This window comes from Streptomyces sp. NPDC045846 (assembly GCF_056431605.1).
On record NZ_JBWKKJ010000003.1, the window covers coordinates 533,990 to 549,916 of the forward strand.

The 15,927-nt window shown below is 73.0% G+C and carries 11 protein-coding genes; 5 read left to right on the plus strand and 6 right to left on the minus strand.

The features are described 5' to 3' along the window. Positions 1-115: 115 nt before the first annotated feature. The 6 genes from AC07F3_RS11445 to AC07F3_RS11470 form a co-directional block, all read right to left on the minus strand. Positions 116-1,912, minus strand: coding sequence for an ABC transporter ATP-binding protein (locus AC07F3_RS11445; RefSeq protein ID WP_479112785.1), 1,797 nt, complete (start codon positions 1,910-1,912; stop codon positions 116-118). Beyond that, positions 1,909-3,591 (minus strand): ABC transporter transmembrane domain-containing protein, encoded by a 1,683-nt coding sequence (locus AC07F3_RS11450; RefSeq protein WP_479112787.1) that lies wholly within the window; start codon positions 3,589-3,591, stop codon positions 1,909-1,911. The genes AC07F3_RS11445 and AC07F3_RS11450 overlap by 4 nt, the downstream gene beginning before the upstream one ends. Before the next feature lie 55 nt (positions 3,592-3,646). After that, the gene (locus AC07F3_RS11455) at positions 3,647-5,164 is read right to left on the minus strand and encodes an AMP-binding protein (protein ID WP_479112788.1); all 1,518 of its coding nucleotides are present in this window, start codon (positions 5,162-5,164) and stop codon (positions 3,647-3,649) included. A 31-nt stretch (positions 5,165-5,195) separates the two neighbouring features. Beyond that, on the minus strand, positions 5,196-6,848 hold the full coding sequence (locus tag AC07F3_RS11460; protein WP_479112790.1) for a condensation domain-containing protein: 1,653 nt from the start codon (positions 6,846-6,848) through the stop codon (positions 5,196-5,198). Further along, complete coding sequence (locus tag AC07F3_RS11465; RefSeq protein ID WP_479112791.1) at positions 6,845-8,578, minus strand: carbamoyltransferase family protein; 1,734 nt, start codon at positions 8,576-8,578, stop codon at positions 6,845-6,847. The genes AC07F3_RS11460 and AC07F3_RS11465 overlap by 4 nt, the downstream gene beginning before the upstream one ends. Before the next feature lie 89 nt (positions 8,579-8,667). Next, the gene (locus AC07F3_RS11470; RefSeq protein WP_479112793.1) at positions 8,668-9,234 is read right to left on the minus strand and encodes a helix-turn-helix domain-containing protein; all 567 of its coding nucleotides are present in this window, start codon (positions 9,232-9,234) and stop codon (positions 8,668-8,670) included. Between the two features lie 475 nt (positions 9,235-9,709). Here AC07F3_RS11470 and AC07F3_RS11475 point away from each other — a divergent pair, with 475 nt between their 5' ends. From AC07F3_RS11475 to AC07F3_RS11495, 5 genes are all read left to right on the plus strand, one after another. Then, on the plus strand, positions 9,710-11,059 hold the full coding sequence (locus AC07F3_RS11475; protein ID WP_479112795.1) for a KamA family radical SAM protein: 1,350 nt from the start codon (positions 9,710-9,712) through the stop codon (positions 11,057-11,059). 19 nt (positions 11,060-11,078) lie between these two features. Continuing rightward, positions 11,079-12,239, plus strand: a complete 1,161-nt coding sequence (gene vioD / locus AC07F3_RS11480) for a capreomycidine synthase (RefSeq protein WP_479112797.1) — start codon at positions 11,079-11,081, stop codon at positions 12,237-12,239. Then, positions 12,236-14,071 carry a non-ribosomal peptide synthetase gene (locus AC07F3_RS11485; RefSeq protein ID WP_479112799.1) on the plus strand — a complete coding sequence of 612 codons (1,836 nt, stop codon included), beginning with the start codon at positions 12,236-12,238 and terminating at the stop codon, positions 14,069-14,071. Before vioD ends, AC07F3_RS11485 begins: the two co-directional genes overlap by 4 nt. Positions 14,072-14,154: 83 nt before the next feature. Further along, positions 14,155-15,177, plus strand: coding sequence for an arginine beta-hydroxylase, Fe(II)/alpha-ketoglutarate-dependent (gene vioC, locus AC07F3_RS11490; RefSeq protein WP_479112800.1), 1,023 nt, complete (start codon positions 14,155-14,157; stop codon positions 15,175-15,177). 6 nt (positions 15,178-15,183) lie between these two features. Beyond that, positions 15,184-15,918 carry a GNAT family N-acetyltransferase gene (locus tag AC07F3_RS11495; RefSeq protein ID WP_479112802.1) on the plus strand — a complete coding sequence of 245 codons (735 nt, stop codon included), beginning with the start codon at positions 15,184-15,186 and terminating at the stop codon, positions 15,916-15,918. Positions 15,919-15,927 lie beyond the last annotated feature (9 nt).

The following is a 15,927-nucleotide window of genomic DNA, read 5'->3' on the forward strand; positions in this document are numbered from 1 at the left end:
TCCTCCCACCCCCCCCCCCCCTCCCCCCCCCCCTCCCTCTCCCCCCCCCCCCCCCCCCCCCCCCCCCCCCCCCCCCCCCCCCGCCCAGCGCCCGGGGTCGTGGCGGCTCCGTCCGTCATCGGCGGACCGAACGCCACGTGCGCCACAGGGAGGCGTAAGCTCCCCCGGCCGCGAGGAGTTCGTCATGGCTGCCGAGTTCCACGATCCGGCCGCGGTCCATGACCGCGATCCGGTCGGCGTCGCGCACCGAGTCCAGCCGGTGGACGATGGAGACCACCGTACGCCCTTCGATGAGCGCGGCCAGGGAGCGTTCGACCCGCCGGGAGGCCGAGGAGTCGAGCAACGCGGTGGCCTCGTCCAGCACCAGGGTGTGCGGGTCGGACAACAGCACCCGGGCGAGGGCCAGTTGCTGTGCGGCGGACGGCGAGACCGGGGCCGCTCCGGGGCCGATCTCAGCGTCCAGGCCGTCCGGCAGCGACCGCGCCCAGTCCGCGAGGAGTACGGTCTCCAGCGCGTCCCACAGCTCCGTGTCCGGCCAGCCCTCCTCGTCGGCCAGAGTGAGGTTCTCGCGGAGGGTGCCGCTGAAGACGTGCTGTTCCTGGGTGACCAGGACGACTTCCCGGCGCAGTTGGCCCACCGGCAGTGAGGTGAGGTCGGCGCCGCCGATCCGGACCGTGCCCCGAGTGGGATGGTGAACGCCCGCCAGGAGTTTGCCGAGGGTGGACTTGCCCGCGCCGGAGGCACCCACCACGGCGAGCCGTTCGGCCGGGGCGAGTTCGAGGTCGATGCCGCTGAGCACCTCGCGGGCCGGGCCGTAGCCGAATCCCACCCCGGTGAGGCTGATGCCGTGGCCCCGGGTGGGGGCGGTGGGCTTGGGCTCCTCGCACGGCAGCCGCTCGACGCCGAGGATGCGGCGCAGTGCCGCACTGCCGATCTGGAGCTCATCGGTCCAGGTGAGCAGATCGTTGAGGGGCTCGCCGAGGGCCTGGACATAGAGGACGACGGCCGTGAGTTCACCCAGGCCCACGGCGCCGCGCTGGTAGGCGAGTCCGCCGATGAGCAGGGTGAGTGCCATCGGAACCATCGTGGCCAGGTCCAGGCTGGGGAACCAGACGGTCTGCAGCCAGGTGGTGCGCTGCCGGGTGCGGACCACGCGGTCGACGGCCACGCCGTGGCGAGCCCGCTGGCGGGGACCGAGGCCCAGCGCCTCGACGGTGGAGCAGCCCCGGGTGGTCTCGTGCGTGACCGCCAGGACATCGGCCTCCTGCGCCAGCAGCTGCTCGTAGGCGCGGGTGGCGCGGGGGCGGTACCACCAGGTGGAGACGGCTGCGAAGGGCACCCCGGCGATCAGTCCGAGGGCCAGCACCGGAGAGGTGAGCAGGATGGCCCCGACGGTGAACACCAGGGTGACCGCGGCCAGCACGATGCGCGGGGCGGCCTGGCGGATGCTCTCGTTCAGCCGGTCGGCGTCGGTGGTCGCCCGGCTGAGCAGGTCCCCGGCGGCGACGCTCTCCACCTCGGACAGCGGGAGCCCGAGGACGCGGCGGACGAAGTCCTCGCGGGTGCGGGCGAGAACACGTTCGCCGAGCAGGGTGGCCTGCACCTTGGCCGCGCGCGCCAGCAGCGCGTGGACCACGAGGAGGGCGACGAAGGCGAGGGCGAGGGTGTCGACGTGGGCGGTGGTGGTGCCGGCCTTGACCGACTCGACGAGCCCACCGAGCAGCCGGGGGCCGCTCAGCCCGGCGACCAGCGCGGTACCGAAGAGCACGAGGGTGAGGGTGAGCCGGCCCGCGTTGGCGCGGACGAAGGCGCCGACCCAGGTACGCACCTCGGCTCGGCCGGCCAGTGGCAGACGGCGCTGGCCGAGCGTGGTCGAAAGACCGGTGTCCGCGGTGTCGGTGGCGGTCGTCATGAGCGGACTCCTTCGGCGCGGGCGGGGCTGCCGTCGGCGTCCAGGAGGTGGACCCGGTCGGCGACGCCCAGCCACAGCGGGCTGTCGCTGAACACCACGGTGGTACGGCCGGCGCGCAGGGCCGCCACCCGCTCGACCACCCGGGCCTCGGTCTGCGCGTCCACCGAGGCCGTCGGGTCTTCCAGGACCAGGACGTCGGGGGCCGCGAGCAGGGCGCGGGCCAGCACCAGGCGCTGGCGCTGGCCGCCCGACAGGGCCCGCCCGCCCTCGCCGAGATACTCGTCCAGGCCGCCGGGCAGACCCTCCACCACATCGGTGGCGTCGGCCGCGAAGAGCGCGTCGGTCAGGGCGCCGCGCGAACGGGCGAGACCGGCGGAGAGTTCCTCCCCCACGGTGCCGCTGAAGAGGGTGTCGGCGGGGCCGGAGCGGAGCACCCGGGCGCGCAGCTCGACCAGGTCGACGCGGTCCAGCGGGACCCCGCCGAGAAGTACGGCCGACGGCGCGGCGTGCTCGCCGTACCGGGTCAATCGGTCAGCGAGGGCGCCCGCCCGGTCGGCCGGGGCCGCGACGACGGTCAGCAGTCCGGCCTCGGCAGTGAGTCCGGTGTCCTCGTCAGTCAGCGACAGGGGGCCGGCGGGCAGCGGCTCGGGGTGGACGGGCTGCTCCGGTACGGGGGTGATGCGCAGCAGGGTGCAGATCCGGCCGGCCGCGACCTTGGCGAGGCTGAGCGTCTCCGCGGCCTCCGTGGCGGTACTGACGGGGAGGGTGAGGAAGGCCGAAGCACCGTAGAAGGCGACCAGTTCGCCGGGGGTGATGGTGCCGTTGAGCGCGAGGCGGGCTCCGAGCCACGCGATGCCGACGGTGACCAGACCGGGCAGGAACACCCCGGCCGCCTCCAGCCAGGCCTCCATCCGGCCGGCCGACTCGCCGGCCCGGCGCACCTGCTGGCTGGTGACGCGGAAGCGCTCGGCGAAGCCCGCCTCGCCGCCGATGCCGCGCAGGATGCGCAGTCCGGCGACGATGTCCCCGGCCTGGGAGGTGGCGATGCCCATCTGTTCGCGCTGCTCCTCGTCGCGTTCCTGGAGGGGACGCAGCAGGGGCCCGATGCCGACGACGGCGGCGGGTACGCCGATGAGCACGGCGAGGCCGAGGACCGGTGAGGTGACGGTGAGCGCGATGGCCACGAGCACGGCGGCGACCACCGCGCCGACCGACCGGCCGACGACTTCGAAGGAGTTGCCGATGCTCTCGACGTCGGCTGCGGCCGAGGCCGCCACGTCACCGGAGCGGGCCTTGGCGCGCAGGGTCCCGCCCAGCCGCGTGACCTGCCGCATCAGCACCCGGTGGGTGTACGAGAGGGCGTGCGCCTCGGCACCGACAGCGGCTTGGATCAGGCCGGCACCGGCCAGCGCCTGGACGAGGCCGAGGCCGAGGGCGATCAGGGCCCACAGGTAGAGGCCGGCCGGGTCGCCGTCCCGGCCGGCCTCGTCGATGGCCCGGCCGATGACCAGGGGCAGCAGGGCCAGCGGGACCATCCAGGCCATGCCGAGCAAGGCGCTGAGCACCAGCGGCCAGGGCCGGATGCGCACGAGCCACCACAGGTAGGCCCAGGGGCCCCGGGCATCGGCTTCCGGTACGGCCGCCGGGGACACGGAGGCGTCGAACAGTCTGTTGGCCAAGGGAGGGCTCCAGGCAGGGGGGACCTTGGCGACAGGGCTTGGTCCCGCGGCGGGTTCAGAGGTAGCGGTCCCGGGTGGCGGCGCGGTCGACCTTGCCGGTGCGGGTGTGCGCGAGGGCGGGCACCGCGACGATCCGGTCGGGCACCAGGAACGCGGGCAGGGTGGCGCGCAGTACCTCGCGCAGCCCCCGTACGTCGTTCGGGGTGTCCGGGGCCAGGACCACGAAGGCGACCAGGGAGTTGTGGTCGCCCTTGGCGTGCTCGGCGGCGGCCACGGCGATGACTCCGGGTTGTCGCCCGAGGTGGTGCTCGACGTCCAGCAGGTCCACCCGGTGGCCGCGGATCTTGACCTGGTGGTCGATCCGGCCGTGGAAGACGAGGTTGCCGTCGGCGGCTTCGTGGACGAGGTCGCCGGTCCGATACCAGCGGGTGCGGTCGCCCGGGTCACCGAGGCCGACGCTGTCGGCGCGGACGAACCGGGCGGCAGTGCGCTCGGGATCGTCGAGGTAGCCGGTCGCGAGATGCGGGCCCGCCAGGTAGAGCTCCCCGGGGGCAGCGGTGCCGCCGGGCGCGTCCGCGCGGGGGACGATGGCCTGGCGTACGGACGGCAGCGGGCGCCCGATCGGAATCCCCTCGGGGAACGGACCCTCAGCGGCCGGGCCCGCGAGCTCCGCGGTGTGGGTGACCAGCGCGGTCTCCGTGGAGCCGTACGTGTTGAGCAGCCGGACCCGGTCGGCGCCGAGCCGGTGCCAGCGTTCCAGCATGTCCGGGCGGACGGCCTCGCCGCCGATGACGACCGTGTCGAGCGTGCCGGGGAGTTTCAGCCCGTGCTCCAGCAGGTGGCCGGTGAACACGTGCCAGTAGTCGACGGGCAGGTTGACGACGGTGATCTCGGCCTCGGCGAGCACGCCCCCGAGGTCGGTCTCGCTGTTCTCGTCGATGACCACGAGCCCGCCCGCGCAGAGCGTGGGCAGGATCTCCTCCAGGCTGGTGTCGCCGTCGGCGCGGTGGAAGTTGAGCGCCACCGTGTCCGGTCCGACGCCGTAGCGTTCCCGCAGTTGCGGGATCACCGCGTGCAGCGCGCCATGCGGGACGGCGGCCGCCTTGGGCGCGCCGGTGGAGCCCGAGGTGAACAGGACGTACGCCGGGTCCTCGGCCCCGACCGGCTCGCCGGCCTCCCGCAACGGGGCCCGGGAGGGGCCCCAGTTGGGCCGCAGCAGCCGGTCCACGGCGGGGAGCCGGCCGGTTTCGGCGGTGGTGACCACCTCGCGGCAACCGAGCGCCCGCAGCGCCTGGTCCATGTGGCCGGCGGGCTCGTCGACGACCGGAACATAGCCCCGGCCGGCCGCGAGCACGCCGAGGATGGCGGCGATGTCCCGGGCGCTGTGGTGGGCGACGATGCCCACCGGCGGGTGGGGGGCCGGGCCGCGGACGGCCACGAGGTCGGCCACCGCCCCGGCCCAGCGGGCCAGTTGGCCGTAGCCGACGGTCACTCCGTTGTCGAGGACGGCGGGCCGTTCGGGGTCCGTCCGGGCGACGGCGAAGAAGGGATCGAGCACGCTGGGCAGGGTCATGGCATGCGGCTTCCCATGTGGTGGGTCCGGGTCAGGTGGCGGATGCGCAGAGGGCGGCGAGGGCCGCGCGGTGGCGGTCGGCGAGGCGTCGTACGGTGCCCCGGTCGTGCAGCGCGGTGGAGTACCACCATTCGACGCGCAGCACCCCGTCGTCGGTGGTGGCGATCACCTCGAGGAGGTGGGGTCGCACCCAGTCCGGACCGGTGATCTCGCCCACCGGTTCCTCGGCGATGGCCGGCAGCAGGGTTCCGAGCGGCAGTTCGTCGGACTCGTCGCCCTCGAAGTCGAAGGAGACATCGCTGGGCAGCGCGCCGCGCAGAGCGGCGGCGAGCCGCGGTCGGCCGTGCCGGCTCAGCGCTCCGTACCCCACTCCCCCACCGGGCAGGGCCGCGAGGTGGCCCACGGTGCGGGCCAGCCGCTCCGCCGGGGTGCCGGGCGCAAGGTCGAGGCGGACCGGGACGGTGGTGGTGAACCACCCCGTGGTGCGAGCCAGATCGACGTCGCCGACCGCCTCCTCGCGGCCGTGCCGCAGGACGTCCACCCGGACCGCGGGTTCCCCTTGCCAGTCGCCGAGCACCTCGCCGAGGGCGTGCAGCAACAGTTCGCCGGGGTGGCAGCGGTGAGCCCGGGCCGTCTCCAGCAGCCGGCCGGTGAAGTCCGGGGCGAATTCCTCAATGTGGGTGGCGGCGGTGGCGGCGGTGTTAGCGGCCCTTGGGTCGGGCGGCGTGCGGTCGAGCGGGATGTGGCCCGGGGTACGAGCCACCTCGGTCCACCACTCGCTCTCCGCCTCGGTCTCGGGCGTGCGGGCGTGGTCGGCGAGGGCCTGGGCCCACTGGGGGTAGGAGGTGCCCTCGGTGCACCGCATGTCCGTATGCCCCGCGGCGACGCCCTCGTAGAGCTCTTCCAGGTCCGCGAGCAGGATGGACCAGGAGACCATGTCGAAGGCCAGTTGGTGGACGGCGATCAGCAGCCGGCCCGGGCGGGCCGGGCCCGCGTCGAACCGGACGAAGCGGACCATCCGGCCGGCCAGCGGGTCGAGGGAGCGCTGTTCCACCGCGCAGCGCAGCGCGACCGCCGCCGGCAGGTCGGCGTCCGCGAGCTCAGACATGTCCACCACGTCGAGGATGCCGTCGAGCGCGTCGTCCGGGGCGAGTGCCGCGGTCAGTTGGCGGGGGCGCCGGGCGGGCGGGGCCTCGATGGCGAGCCGCAGCGAGGCGTGTCCGGCGACCAGGTGCCGTACGGCTTGGGCGAACACGACGGGGTCGAGGTCGGGGCGCGTGGTGAAGAGCAGCGCCTGGTTCCAGTGGGCGCGGCTGCCGGTCTGCTCCTCCCAGGCCTGCTCCTGGGAGGGGGTCAGGACGACGGGCTCGTGGGCGGCGCCGGGTTCGGCGCCGCCCACGGTGCGGCGTCGGCCGGCCTGGTCGGCGACCAGCAGGATCAGCTGGTCGAGGGTCAGCTCTTCGGCGAACAGTTCGCGCAATGGCACGCGCACGCCGAAGGCGGCCTCGATCCGGCGGGCGGCGCGGATCAGGTCGAGCGAGTCCACGCCGAGGTCGCGCAGCGGGGCGGAGAGGTCCGGGTCCGGATCCAGCACGGCCTCGGCGAGCCATCCGGCGAGGTGCGCGTGGACATCGGCCGGCCGGGCGGGGTCGGAGAGGGCGGCCGGACGCGTCGGTGCGCTCACGCGTGCTCCCCGCCGACGGCGCCCTCGGGGCGGCGCACCAGGAAGGGGCCGAGCGCGAGGGCGTCCATGGGCAGCCGGTGGAAGGTGGCGAGGGCGTCGCGCGGACTGCACACCACCGGTTCGTCGCGGCCGTTGAACGAGGTGTTGAGCACCACGGCGGTGCCGGTGTGCCGGCCGACCTCGCCGATCAGGCGGTGGTAGAGCGGGTCGACGGAGTGCGAGACGGTCTGGGGACGGGTGGTGCGGTCGCTGTGCACGACGGCGGGCATGGCGGCCGCGCCCGCTTCGGTGACCGGAGTGGTGACGATCATGTACGGGAGCGGGGTGGCGGTGCCGATGAGGGCGGGGGCGGCCTCCTCGTGCATGCTCGGGGCGAACGGCCGCCATGCCTCGCGGTGCTTGATGCGGACGTTGACGTGGTCCCGGGTGCTCTCGGGCGAGGGCACGGCCAGCATGCTGCGGTGGCCCAGCGCGCGGGGCCCGCCTTCCGCCCGGCCCTGGAACCAGCCGGCGACGCCGCCGCGGACGAGGACGTCGGCGGTGGCGGAGGCGATGTCGTCGTGCTCGGTGTAGGCGGTGCCGGAAGCGTCCAGCACCTGGCGGATGGAGTCCGGGGACCACTGCGGTCCCCAGGCCACCGACCCCTCCATCGGCTTGATGCGGTCACCCTCCTGGGCGGCGACCCAGACGGCAGCGCCGAGGGAGACCCCCTGGTCGCCGGCGAGCGGCTGAACGAACAGGTCCCCGACCTCGGGAAGCCGCATGAGCTTGCCGTTGAGGGTGGCGTTGAAGCCGACCCCGCCCGCGATGAGCAACGTGGACTCGCCCGTCTCCCGGAGCAGGCCGCGGACCAGGGCGACGACTGCCCGTTCCAGGGCGGCCTGGGCGGTGGCGGCGATGTCGCGGTACTCGAAGGGGTCGCGGTCGGTGACGCGGGTGAAGCGGCCCAGGTGTGGGTCGAAGTGGCGGACGGAGCGGTTGGCACCCCCGGAGAGTGCCTTCTCCAGGTGGGCCGACCAGTGCCGGATCGTCGCGGTCTCCTCGTCGGTGGTGCCGGTGGAGCGCAGGTCGGGCGGGACGACGCCGATGGTGAAGTCCTCGTCGGCGAAGCTGAACGCCCCGCCGAAGGTGAGGTCCTGGGGGCGGCCGTACGAGGCGAGGCCCATCATCTTGCCGGCGGCGTCGGCGCCGAGGCCGACGTACTCGCAGACCGCGGCGTAGAAGTACCCGAGCGACCACCCGGGGGTGTGGGCGCGGAGTGTTTTGATCTCGCCGTCGATGCCGACGGCGAGGGTGGTGCTCTCGTTCTCGCCCTGGCCGTCCAGGACCAGGATCGCGCCCCGGTCACGGCCTGAGAGGTGGTAGGCGCTGGCCGCATGGGCGATGTGATGGTTGACGAAGGTCAGCCGGGGGTCCCGGGTACGCGGGAACAGGGCCTTGGGCAGCAGGTGTTCGAGGGCGTCGGCGTCGCTGCGGAACCAGTCGAGGCCGCGGTCGCCGAAGAGGGTGGGGAGGTTCCAGCCGTGGGCGACGATGTCGATGTCGCCGAGGGTGAGGCCGCCCTCCGCGAGGCAGTAGGCCACCGCGTTCAGGGGCGCTTCGCCGTAGGCGTGCTTGTTGCGGGTGAAGCGCTCCTCCTCCGCCATGGCGATCACTTCGCCGTCCACGACGAGGCAGGCAGCACCGTCGTGGCTGGCACCGGGCCAGCCGTTGACTCCGAGCACACGCATGGTCAGTCCCCAAAGGTCGGTCGGGATCATCCGGTCCGGGCCGGCTCGACTCGGTTCCGGTCGGGAACGAGTCGAGCCGGGTCCTCCGATTACGCCAACCGATCTTGTCGATCGCGGGAGTTGTACACGACCTTGGACGTTGTGCGGAGGTCCGCCGCGAAGATGGCGGACGCGGCTTTCAGTACCTCGTTGGCATGCCGCAATTCCTCCACCTCGCGGCGCAGCCGGTGCAGTTCCTCACGTTCGCGGCCGGACAGCGCGCCGTCCTCGCTCGGTGCGCGGCGGTCACGGGAGGCAGGGCCCGGCGGTGCGGCTCTGCCGCGTCCGGCGGCCGCGTGCGACGGCACGCCGCTGTGGGGTTCTCGGTGGTCGTGGAGGGCGGCGCGGGCTTCCAGTTCCTTGGTCACCCGGTGCCAGTGGCGCGTCCAGGTGGCGATGTCGCCCTCGCAGGCCGCGACATAGGCGCGGGTGACTTTGAGCGATGGCTTGTGCAAACCCCGGGCGGCCTCGGAGAGGGTGGCGACGGAGTAGTGCGCGCGTTTCGCCATGGCGCGGTAGGAGGGGTTGCCGGCCTGGCGCCTGAGGGTGCGCAGGCCGTGGGCGAATTCTTCCAGCGGTCCGGCCGTGGGGTCCAGTAACCGCTCTGGCCTGGGCATTTTACCCCCTGGGAAGTCGATCATCTCGATGCGGAGCGCACGATCGGGGGCCCGTGGGGTGGGCTGTTCGGCCACCTGTGGGCACAGCGGTGCGGCCCCGGTGGTTGACGTGGTCGGCGTACAACCTCCGGCAGGGGCCACTCTGGGCATTGGTACATGCCAGTGACATGCCGATCAAGTGAACATCCGGCAATTCGAGCCATACAGCGGCACTGTCGGCTGATTTCCGGCGACCCCGCCCAGCCACTGACACCCTCCCGGCCACGGCGTTCCGCTTCCGGCCACACCTCGGCGAGTTGTACGGGGCGCACCCTGCCTACGCCCCTGTACAACGGTCCTCCCTCGTGTACAACCTCGCGGCTCTGCAAGATCGGTCCACGTCAGGCGGTACGGCCGAAACGGACGGGAAATGGGTGGCGACTCGGTGGACCTGGACACAGCACGTGGCCAAGCGGATTCAGTACCGCCCGAGGGCATGTACGAGTACCGGCGCGGTGACCTGGTCGAGCCGGACTGGCGGCGCTTCCCCGGCTGGCGCGCCGTCACCGACGCCGAATGGGCGGACCCGCAGTGGCAGCGCGCCCACTGCGTCAAGGACGCCAAGGGCCTGCGCGCGGTCGTCGGGGACCTGCTGGACGTGGAGTTCTACGCCGACTGGGAGCAGGACCGGCTGCATCGGGCGACCATGTCGGTGCTGCTCCCCCCGCACATGCTGAACACCATCGCCCCCCACGTGGCCGGGGCCCGGCCCGGCGAGCTCACCAAGGCGTTCTACGACGACCCGGTGCGCCGGTACATGCTGCCCGTGTTCTCCGACCGCCACCCGCAATGGCCCTCGCACCCGATGGCGAGCCGGGACTCCCTGCATGAGCAGGACATGTGGGTAGTGGAGGGGCTGACCCACCGCTACCCCACCAAGGTCCTCGCCGAGCTGTTGTCGACCTGCCCCCAGTACTGCGGGCACTGCACGCGGATGGACCTGGTCGGCAACTCCACGCCCCAGGTGGCCAAGAGCAAGCTCCAACTCAAGCCGGTCGACCGGGCCGAGCGGATCCTCGCCCACCTGCGCGCCTCCCCCGGCATCCGCGATGTGGTGGTGTCCGGCGGGGACCTGGCCAATCTTCCCTGGCCGCGCCTGGAGAGTTTCATATCCGAGCTGCTGGAGATCGACTCGATTCGGGACATCCGGCTGGCCAGCAAGGCGTTGATCGGGCTGCCGCAGTACTGGAACTCCGCGCCAGTGCTGGCCGGGATCGCCCGGGTCAGCGAGGTGGCCCGGGCGCGCGGGGTGCAGATCGCGCTGCACACCCACGCCAACGCGGCCCAGCAGGTGACCCCGCTGGTCGCGGAGGCGGCCCGGGCGCTGCTCGCCGCCGGACTGCGCGACGTACGCAACCAGGGCGTGCTGATGCGCGGGGTCAACGACACCGCGCACGAGCTGCTGGACCTGTGCTTCGCGCTCGCCGATCACGCGGGTGTCACGCCGTACTACTTCTACATGTGCGACATGATCCCGAACGCCGAGCACTGGCGGGTGCCGTTGCACCGGGCACAGCTGATGCAACGTCAGATCATGGGCTTCCTCCCCGGGTTCGCCACCCCGCGCATCGTGTGCGACGTGCCGCTGGCCGGCAAGAGGTGGGTGGACCAGACCGACGCCTACGACCGGGACCTCGGCATCTCCCACTGGAGCAAGAGCTATCTGACGCCGCTGGAGGCGGCGGACCCGGACGCCCACAGCGGCTCGTACCACTACTACGACCCCATCGACACGCTGCCGCTGTCCGGGCAGCGGTGGTGGCAGGAGACCACCCGTCAAGGGTAGAAGGGACAGTCGCACAGCCATGAGCAGTCTGCGTCCGCAGCGGGAAGAGCCTCCGGTCCTGGAGGAGTGGTACCGCCGGCATCTGAGCCCCGACGTCTTCGACATCAGTTCCAGCGGCGTCCATCCCTACACCTTCGCCGAGATACGCGACCTGTGCGGGATCCGCACGGAGGACCTCGACGCCGTCGTCATGGACGACAGCGTCTCCCAGGGCGGAGCGGGCATCCGGCAGGCGATCGCCGACCGCTACGCCGCCGGGGACGCCGACCGGGTGCTGGTCACCCACGGCTCCAGCGAGGCCATCGCCCTCACTCTGGGCACCCTGCTGCGGCCGGGCGACCGGGTGGTGGTCCAGGAGGGCATCTACCACTCCCTCGGCCACTACCCGCGGGCGGCGGGGTGCGAGGTGGCGGTACTGCCCGCCGGCGCCGTGCGGGACGGGGAGATCGACCCTGAGGCACTGGCCGCACGGGTGACCCCGGGCACCGCCGCGGTCATCGTCAACTTCCCGCACAACCCGAGCGGATCCTCTCTCTCGCCGGACGGGCTGAAGGCCCTGCTCACCCAGGTCGCGGAGGCGGAGGCGCTGCTGGTCTGGGACGCGGCGACCGCCGAGATCGCGCACCGCTGGGAGGTGTTGCCGGACCCGGGCACCCTGTACCCGGACACGGTCTCCTACGGCACGTACTCCAAGACCTTCGGGCTGCCCGGCCTGCGGGTGGGCTGGGCCATCGCGCCGCCGGAACTGCTGCACGCCGCCTTCCCTCTGCGCGACCGGACCACGCTGTTCCTCTCGCCGCTGGTGGAGCTGATCGCCGAGCGGGCGATGCGCCACGCCGACCGGCTGATCGGACCGCGGGCAGAAGAGGCCGGGCGCAACCTCGGCCACCTGACAGCGTGGATGGCGGAGCACGAGGACCTGGTGCGGTGGACCCCGCCCGAGGGCGGGGTGTGCGCGCTGCCGGTGCTCCGGGAACTGGAACGGCCCGGTACGGCGCCGGGGGCGGTGGATCGGCTCTGCCGCGAACTGCTGGCACGGCACCGGACGTTGCTGGTGCCCGGGACCGCCTTCGGGGCTCCGCACGGGGTGCGGATCGGCTTCGGCGGCGGCGAAGCGGCCTTCCGGGCCGGGCTCGCGGAGCTGTCCGGATTCCTGCGCGAACGCGGGGCTGGGCGATGAGCGTGGCGGCGGCCGGGGCCGCGGAGAGCCGGCCGAGCCTTTCGGAGCCCGACTTCACGGCGCAATGGGCACGTTCGGTACGCGACCACCGGGATGCCCCCGCACTGGTGACCCCGACGCGCGTGCTGACGTACGGGGCGATGGACCGGCTCACCGACGCGTGGGCGGCCTCCTTCGCCGGACGCGGGGCGGGACCGGGGCAGCTCGTCGGCCTGGCCTTCGCCGACCCGGCCCAGACTGTGCTGGGCATGGTCGCGGCGCTCAAGAGCGGGGCCGGGTTCACCGTGCTCGACGACCGGCTGCCGACGGCGGCGCGGTCGGCGCTGGTCCGCCGTACCGGTGCCGCCGTCTGGGCCGGGGACGGGGACCACGCGCCCGAAGGAGCCTACGTACCGGACTCGTCGGGCCACCCCGACCACGGTCGGGAGCAGCGACAGGCCAGGAGCGACGACCTCGCGTACGTGCTCTTCACCTCGGGCTCCACCGGACAGCCCAAGGGCACGGTCGTCGAGCGCGGTTCGCTCGGGCGGTTCGCGTCGGCGGTCGCCGAACGGCTGGCGCTGACCGCCGAGGACCGCTGGCTCCAAGTGGCCTCGCTCGGGTTCGACGTGGTCATCGAGGAGGTCTTCCCCACCCTCGCGGCCGGCGCGGCGGTGGTCTGCAGGAGCGACACCCGCGCCCTGGACGCCGAGGAACTACACGCCCTGCTGACGGCCACCGGCACCACGGTGGTGGAACTCTCCACCCAGTACTGGCTGGAGTACGCCCGCTGGCTCACCGAGCGGGACCTCGGCACGCCGCCTGGGCTGCGCACGGTGGTGGTGGGTGGCGAGCGGATGGACCCGGCGCCGTACCGGGAGTGGCAGCGCACGCAGTCGGCCGCCCTGGCCCATGTCTACGGCCTCACCGAATGCACCGTCAGTTCCACGCTGTACACCGGCCTGTTGCCGCAGGACGCCACCGAGGTGCCGCTCGGCACCGCGCTGCGGGACGTGGAGATCAGCGTACGGCGGGACGGGCGACCGGTGCCCGACGGCGAGACCGGGGAGATCTGCATCGGCGGCCCCCTGGTCGCCCGGGGCTTCCTGGACGACGAGGCCGCCACCGCCCGCCGGTTCGTGCCGGACCCGCTCTCCGCCGGGCCGGCGGCCCGGATGTATGTGACCGGGGATCTCGGCCGCATCGACGACCACGGACAGCTGGTCTTCCTCGGGCGGGTGGACGACCAGATCAAGATCCGCGGGCATCGGCTGGAGCCCGCCCGGGTGGAGCGCCTGCTGTGCGAGAGCCCGGAGGTGGACCAGGCCGTGGTGTTCGCCGACCCGGACACCGGCACGGCGCTCTGGGCGTTCGTCGTGCCCGCCGCCCCTCGGCAGGCCCCGCCGCCCGGGGAGGCCGTACGGCTCACCGGGACGGACCGGGACAGCCTGGTGGCGCACCTGGCCGCGGTGCTGCCCGACTGGGCGGTGCCGCGGGTGATCCACCAGGTCTCCGTCCTGCCCAAGAATCCGCATGGCAAGGTCGACAAGCGGCTGCTCGCCGCATGGGCCCACATCGCGGCGGCGCCCGCGGCGCCGGTCGAAGGGCTCGTCGAGGAACCCCTGCGGACCGTGCTCGGCCACTTCCGCGAGGTGCTGCGGGCCCCGGACCTCGGCCCCGACGACAACTTCTTCGACCACGGCGGCCAGTCCCTGCTCGCCATGCGTCTGCTCACGCGGCTCCGTACGTCCTTCCCGGCCGCGGCCGGGATGCGCGCGAGCGCCCTCTTCACCTCCCCGACCTCGCGGCTGCTGAGCGACGTGCTCACCGCCGCCACCGCGCCGGGGCGCTGAGCTGAACCAGCGCCCCTCTCCGGCGACGCCCTGTCCGCCAGGGCACCCCATCAGGTCACTCTTCCCACGTAACGAGAGTTGGCATGTCGAACCACACCACCAGCTACACCCTCTCCCCCGACGAGGCGTCCGCCACCGCCGCCCTGGGCGCCGAACTGGCGCGCGCCTACCCCTCCTTCAACGACCCGGTCCTGCTGCGCGACCTGCCGCACCTCGCGGCCCGGCTGCCGCTCGGGGTCCAACACTTCCTGCGCGAGTTCAAGCTCGCCGACCGAACGGGCCACACGGTCATTCGCGGTCACCACTTCGACCAGGACCGGATCGGCCCCACGCCCGCCCACTGGCGCGGCCGCGCCCGGCCCGGCCCGGAGTTCTCCGAGGAGCTGCTGCTGATGCTCTACTCGGCGCTGTTGGGCGAGCCGTTCGGCTGGGCCACCCAGCAGGACGGGCACCTGGTGCACGACATCTTCCCGATCCGTCAGCACGAGAACGACCAGCTCGGGATGGGCAGCAAGGAGTTGCTCACCTGGCACACCGAGGACGCCTTCCACCCATACCGCAGCGACTACCTGATCCTTGGCGCACTGCGCAATCCCGACCATGTACCCACCACGATCGGCGAGTTGGACCTGTCGTCGCTCTCGGCGGAGGACATCGACATCCTCTTCGAGCCCCGCTTCCACATCGCCCCCGACGAATCGCACCTGCCCAAGAACAACACCATCACCTCGCCCGAGGAGGCGGCGCGGTTCTCCACCATCCAGCGGATGATCGACGAGCGTCCGCTGGGCGCGCTGCTGTACGGCTCGCGCGTCGACCCGTACATGCGCCTGGACCCCTACTTCACCTCGGTGCCGGAGGAGGACCCGGAGGCGCGGCGCGCCTACGACGCCCTGTTCAAGGTGATCGACGCGGGGATGCGGGAGGTCGTCGCCGACCAGGGCGACGTGCTCTTCATCGACAACCACCGCGCGGTGCACGGCCGGCTGCCCTTCACGGCGCGCTACAACGGCACCGACCGCTGGCTCAAGCGGGTCTGCGTCACCGCCGATCTGCGCCGCTCCCGAGAGATGCGGGCGACGGCCGACTCCCGGCTGCTGGGCTGAGCCGACGTGTCCCTCACGCTCACCGACCTCTCGCGAGACCCCTGGCTGCGGACCGAGGTGGACCGCCTCATCGGGGCGAACATGCCGGAGTTCATGGGCTGGGAGTCCCCCGGCAACTGGCGCTGGCACGGCATGTACGAGCAGTACCCGTCCCACCAGCTCTGTCTGGTGGACGAGGAGGGCCGGCTGGTGGCGGCGGCCAACGGGCTCCCGGTCCGCTGGGACGGCACGCCCCAGGGCTTGCCTTCCGGCACCGACGAGGTGCTGGTCGAGGCCGTGGACCACGGGCGGCCGGAGCGACCGGACGCGATCTGCATGCTGTCCGTCTCGGTGGACCCCGAACACCGGGCCGCGGGCCATGCCGAGCGGTTGCTGGCCGCCGTCCGGCAGATCGCCGCGGCCGACTGCCCGCGCGGCGTGATCATCCCCGTCCGTCCGACCCGAAAGCCCCGCTACCCGCTCATCCCGATCGAACAGTACGCCGCCTGGCGCCGCCCCGACGGCGGCTGCTTCGACCCCTGGCTGCGCACCCACCTTCAACTGGGCGCCCAACAGCTCGGGTTCGCCCGTCAGTCGCTGGTCATCCGGCAGCCGGTGGCCCGCTGGGAAGCGGCCCTCGGGCATCCGCTGCCGGGACCCGGCGACTACCCGCTCGCCGGCGGTCTTGTCCCCCTGCGGGTGGCGGACGACGGGTACGGCACGTACGCCGAGCCGAACGTCTGGGTCCATCACGCGCCTTGACCCGCGCCC

Bases quoted from the DNA above. Each gene is read 5' to 3' on its own strand.
- vioC (WP_479112800.1), top strand. From the start codon at position 14,155: ATGTCGAACCACACCACCAGCTACACCCTCTCCCCCGACGAGGCGTCC.
- AC07F3_RS11465 (WP_479112791.1), bottom strand. From the start codon at position 8,578: ATGCGTGTGCTCGGAGTCAACGGCTGGCCCGGTGCCAGCCACGACGGT.
- AC07F3_RS11470 (WP_479112793.1), bottom strand. From the start codon at position 9,234: ATGCCCAGGCCAGAGCGGTTACTGGACCCCACGGCCGGACCGCTGGAA.
- AC07F3_RS11445 (WP_479112785.1), bottom strand. From the start codon at position 1,912: ATGACGACCGCCACCGACACCGCGGACACCGGTCTTTCGACCACGCTC.
- AC07F3_RS11475 (WP_479112795.1), top strand. From the start codon at position 9,710: ATGTACGAGTACCGGCGCGGTGACCTGGTCGAGCCGGACTGGCGGCGC.
- vioD (WP_479112797.1), top strand. From the start codon at position 11,079: ATGAGCAGTCTGCGTCCGCAGCGGGAAGAGCCTCCGGTCCTGGAGGAG.
- AC07F3_RS11455 (WP_479112788.1), bottom strand. From the start codon at position 5,164: ATGACCCTGCCCAGCGTGCTCGATCCCTTCTTCGCCGTCGCCCGGACG.
- AC07F3_RS11485 (WP_479112799.1), top strand. From the start codon at position 12,236: ATGAGCGTGGCGGCGGCCGGGGCCGCGGAGAGCCGGCCGAGCCTTTCG.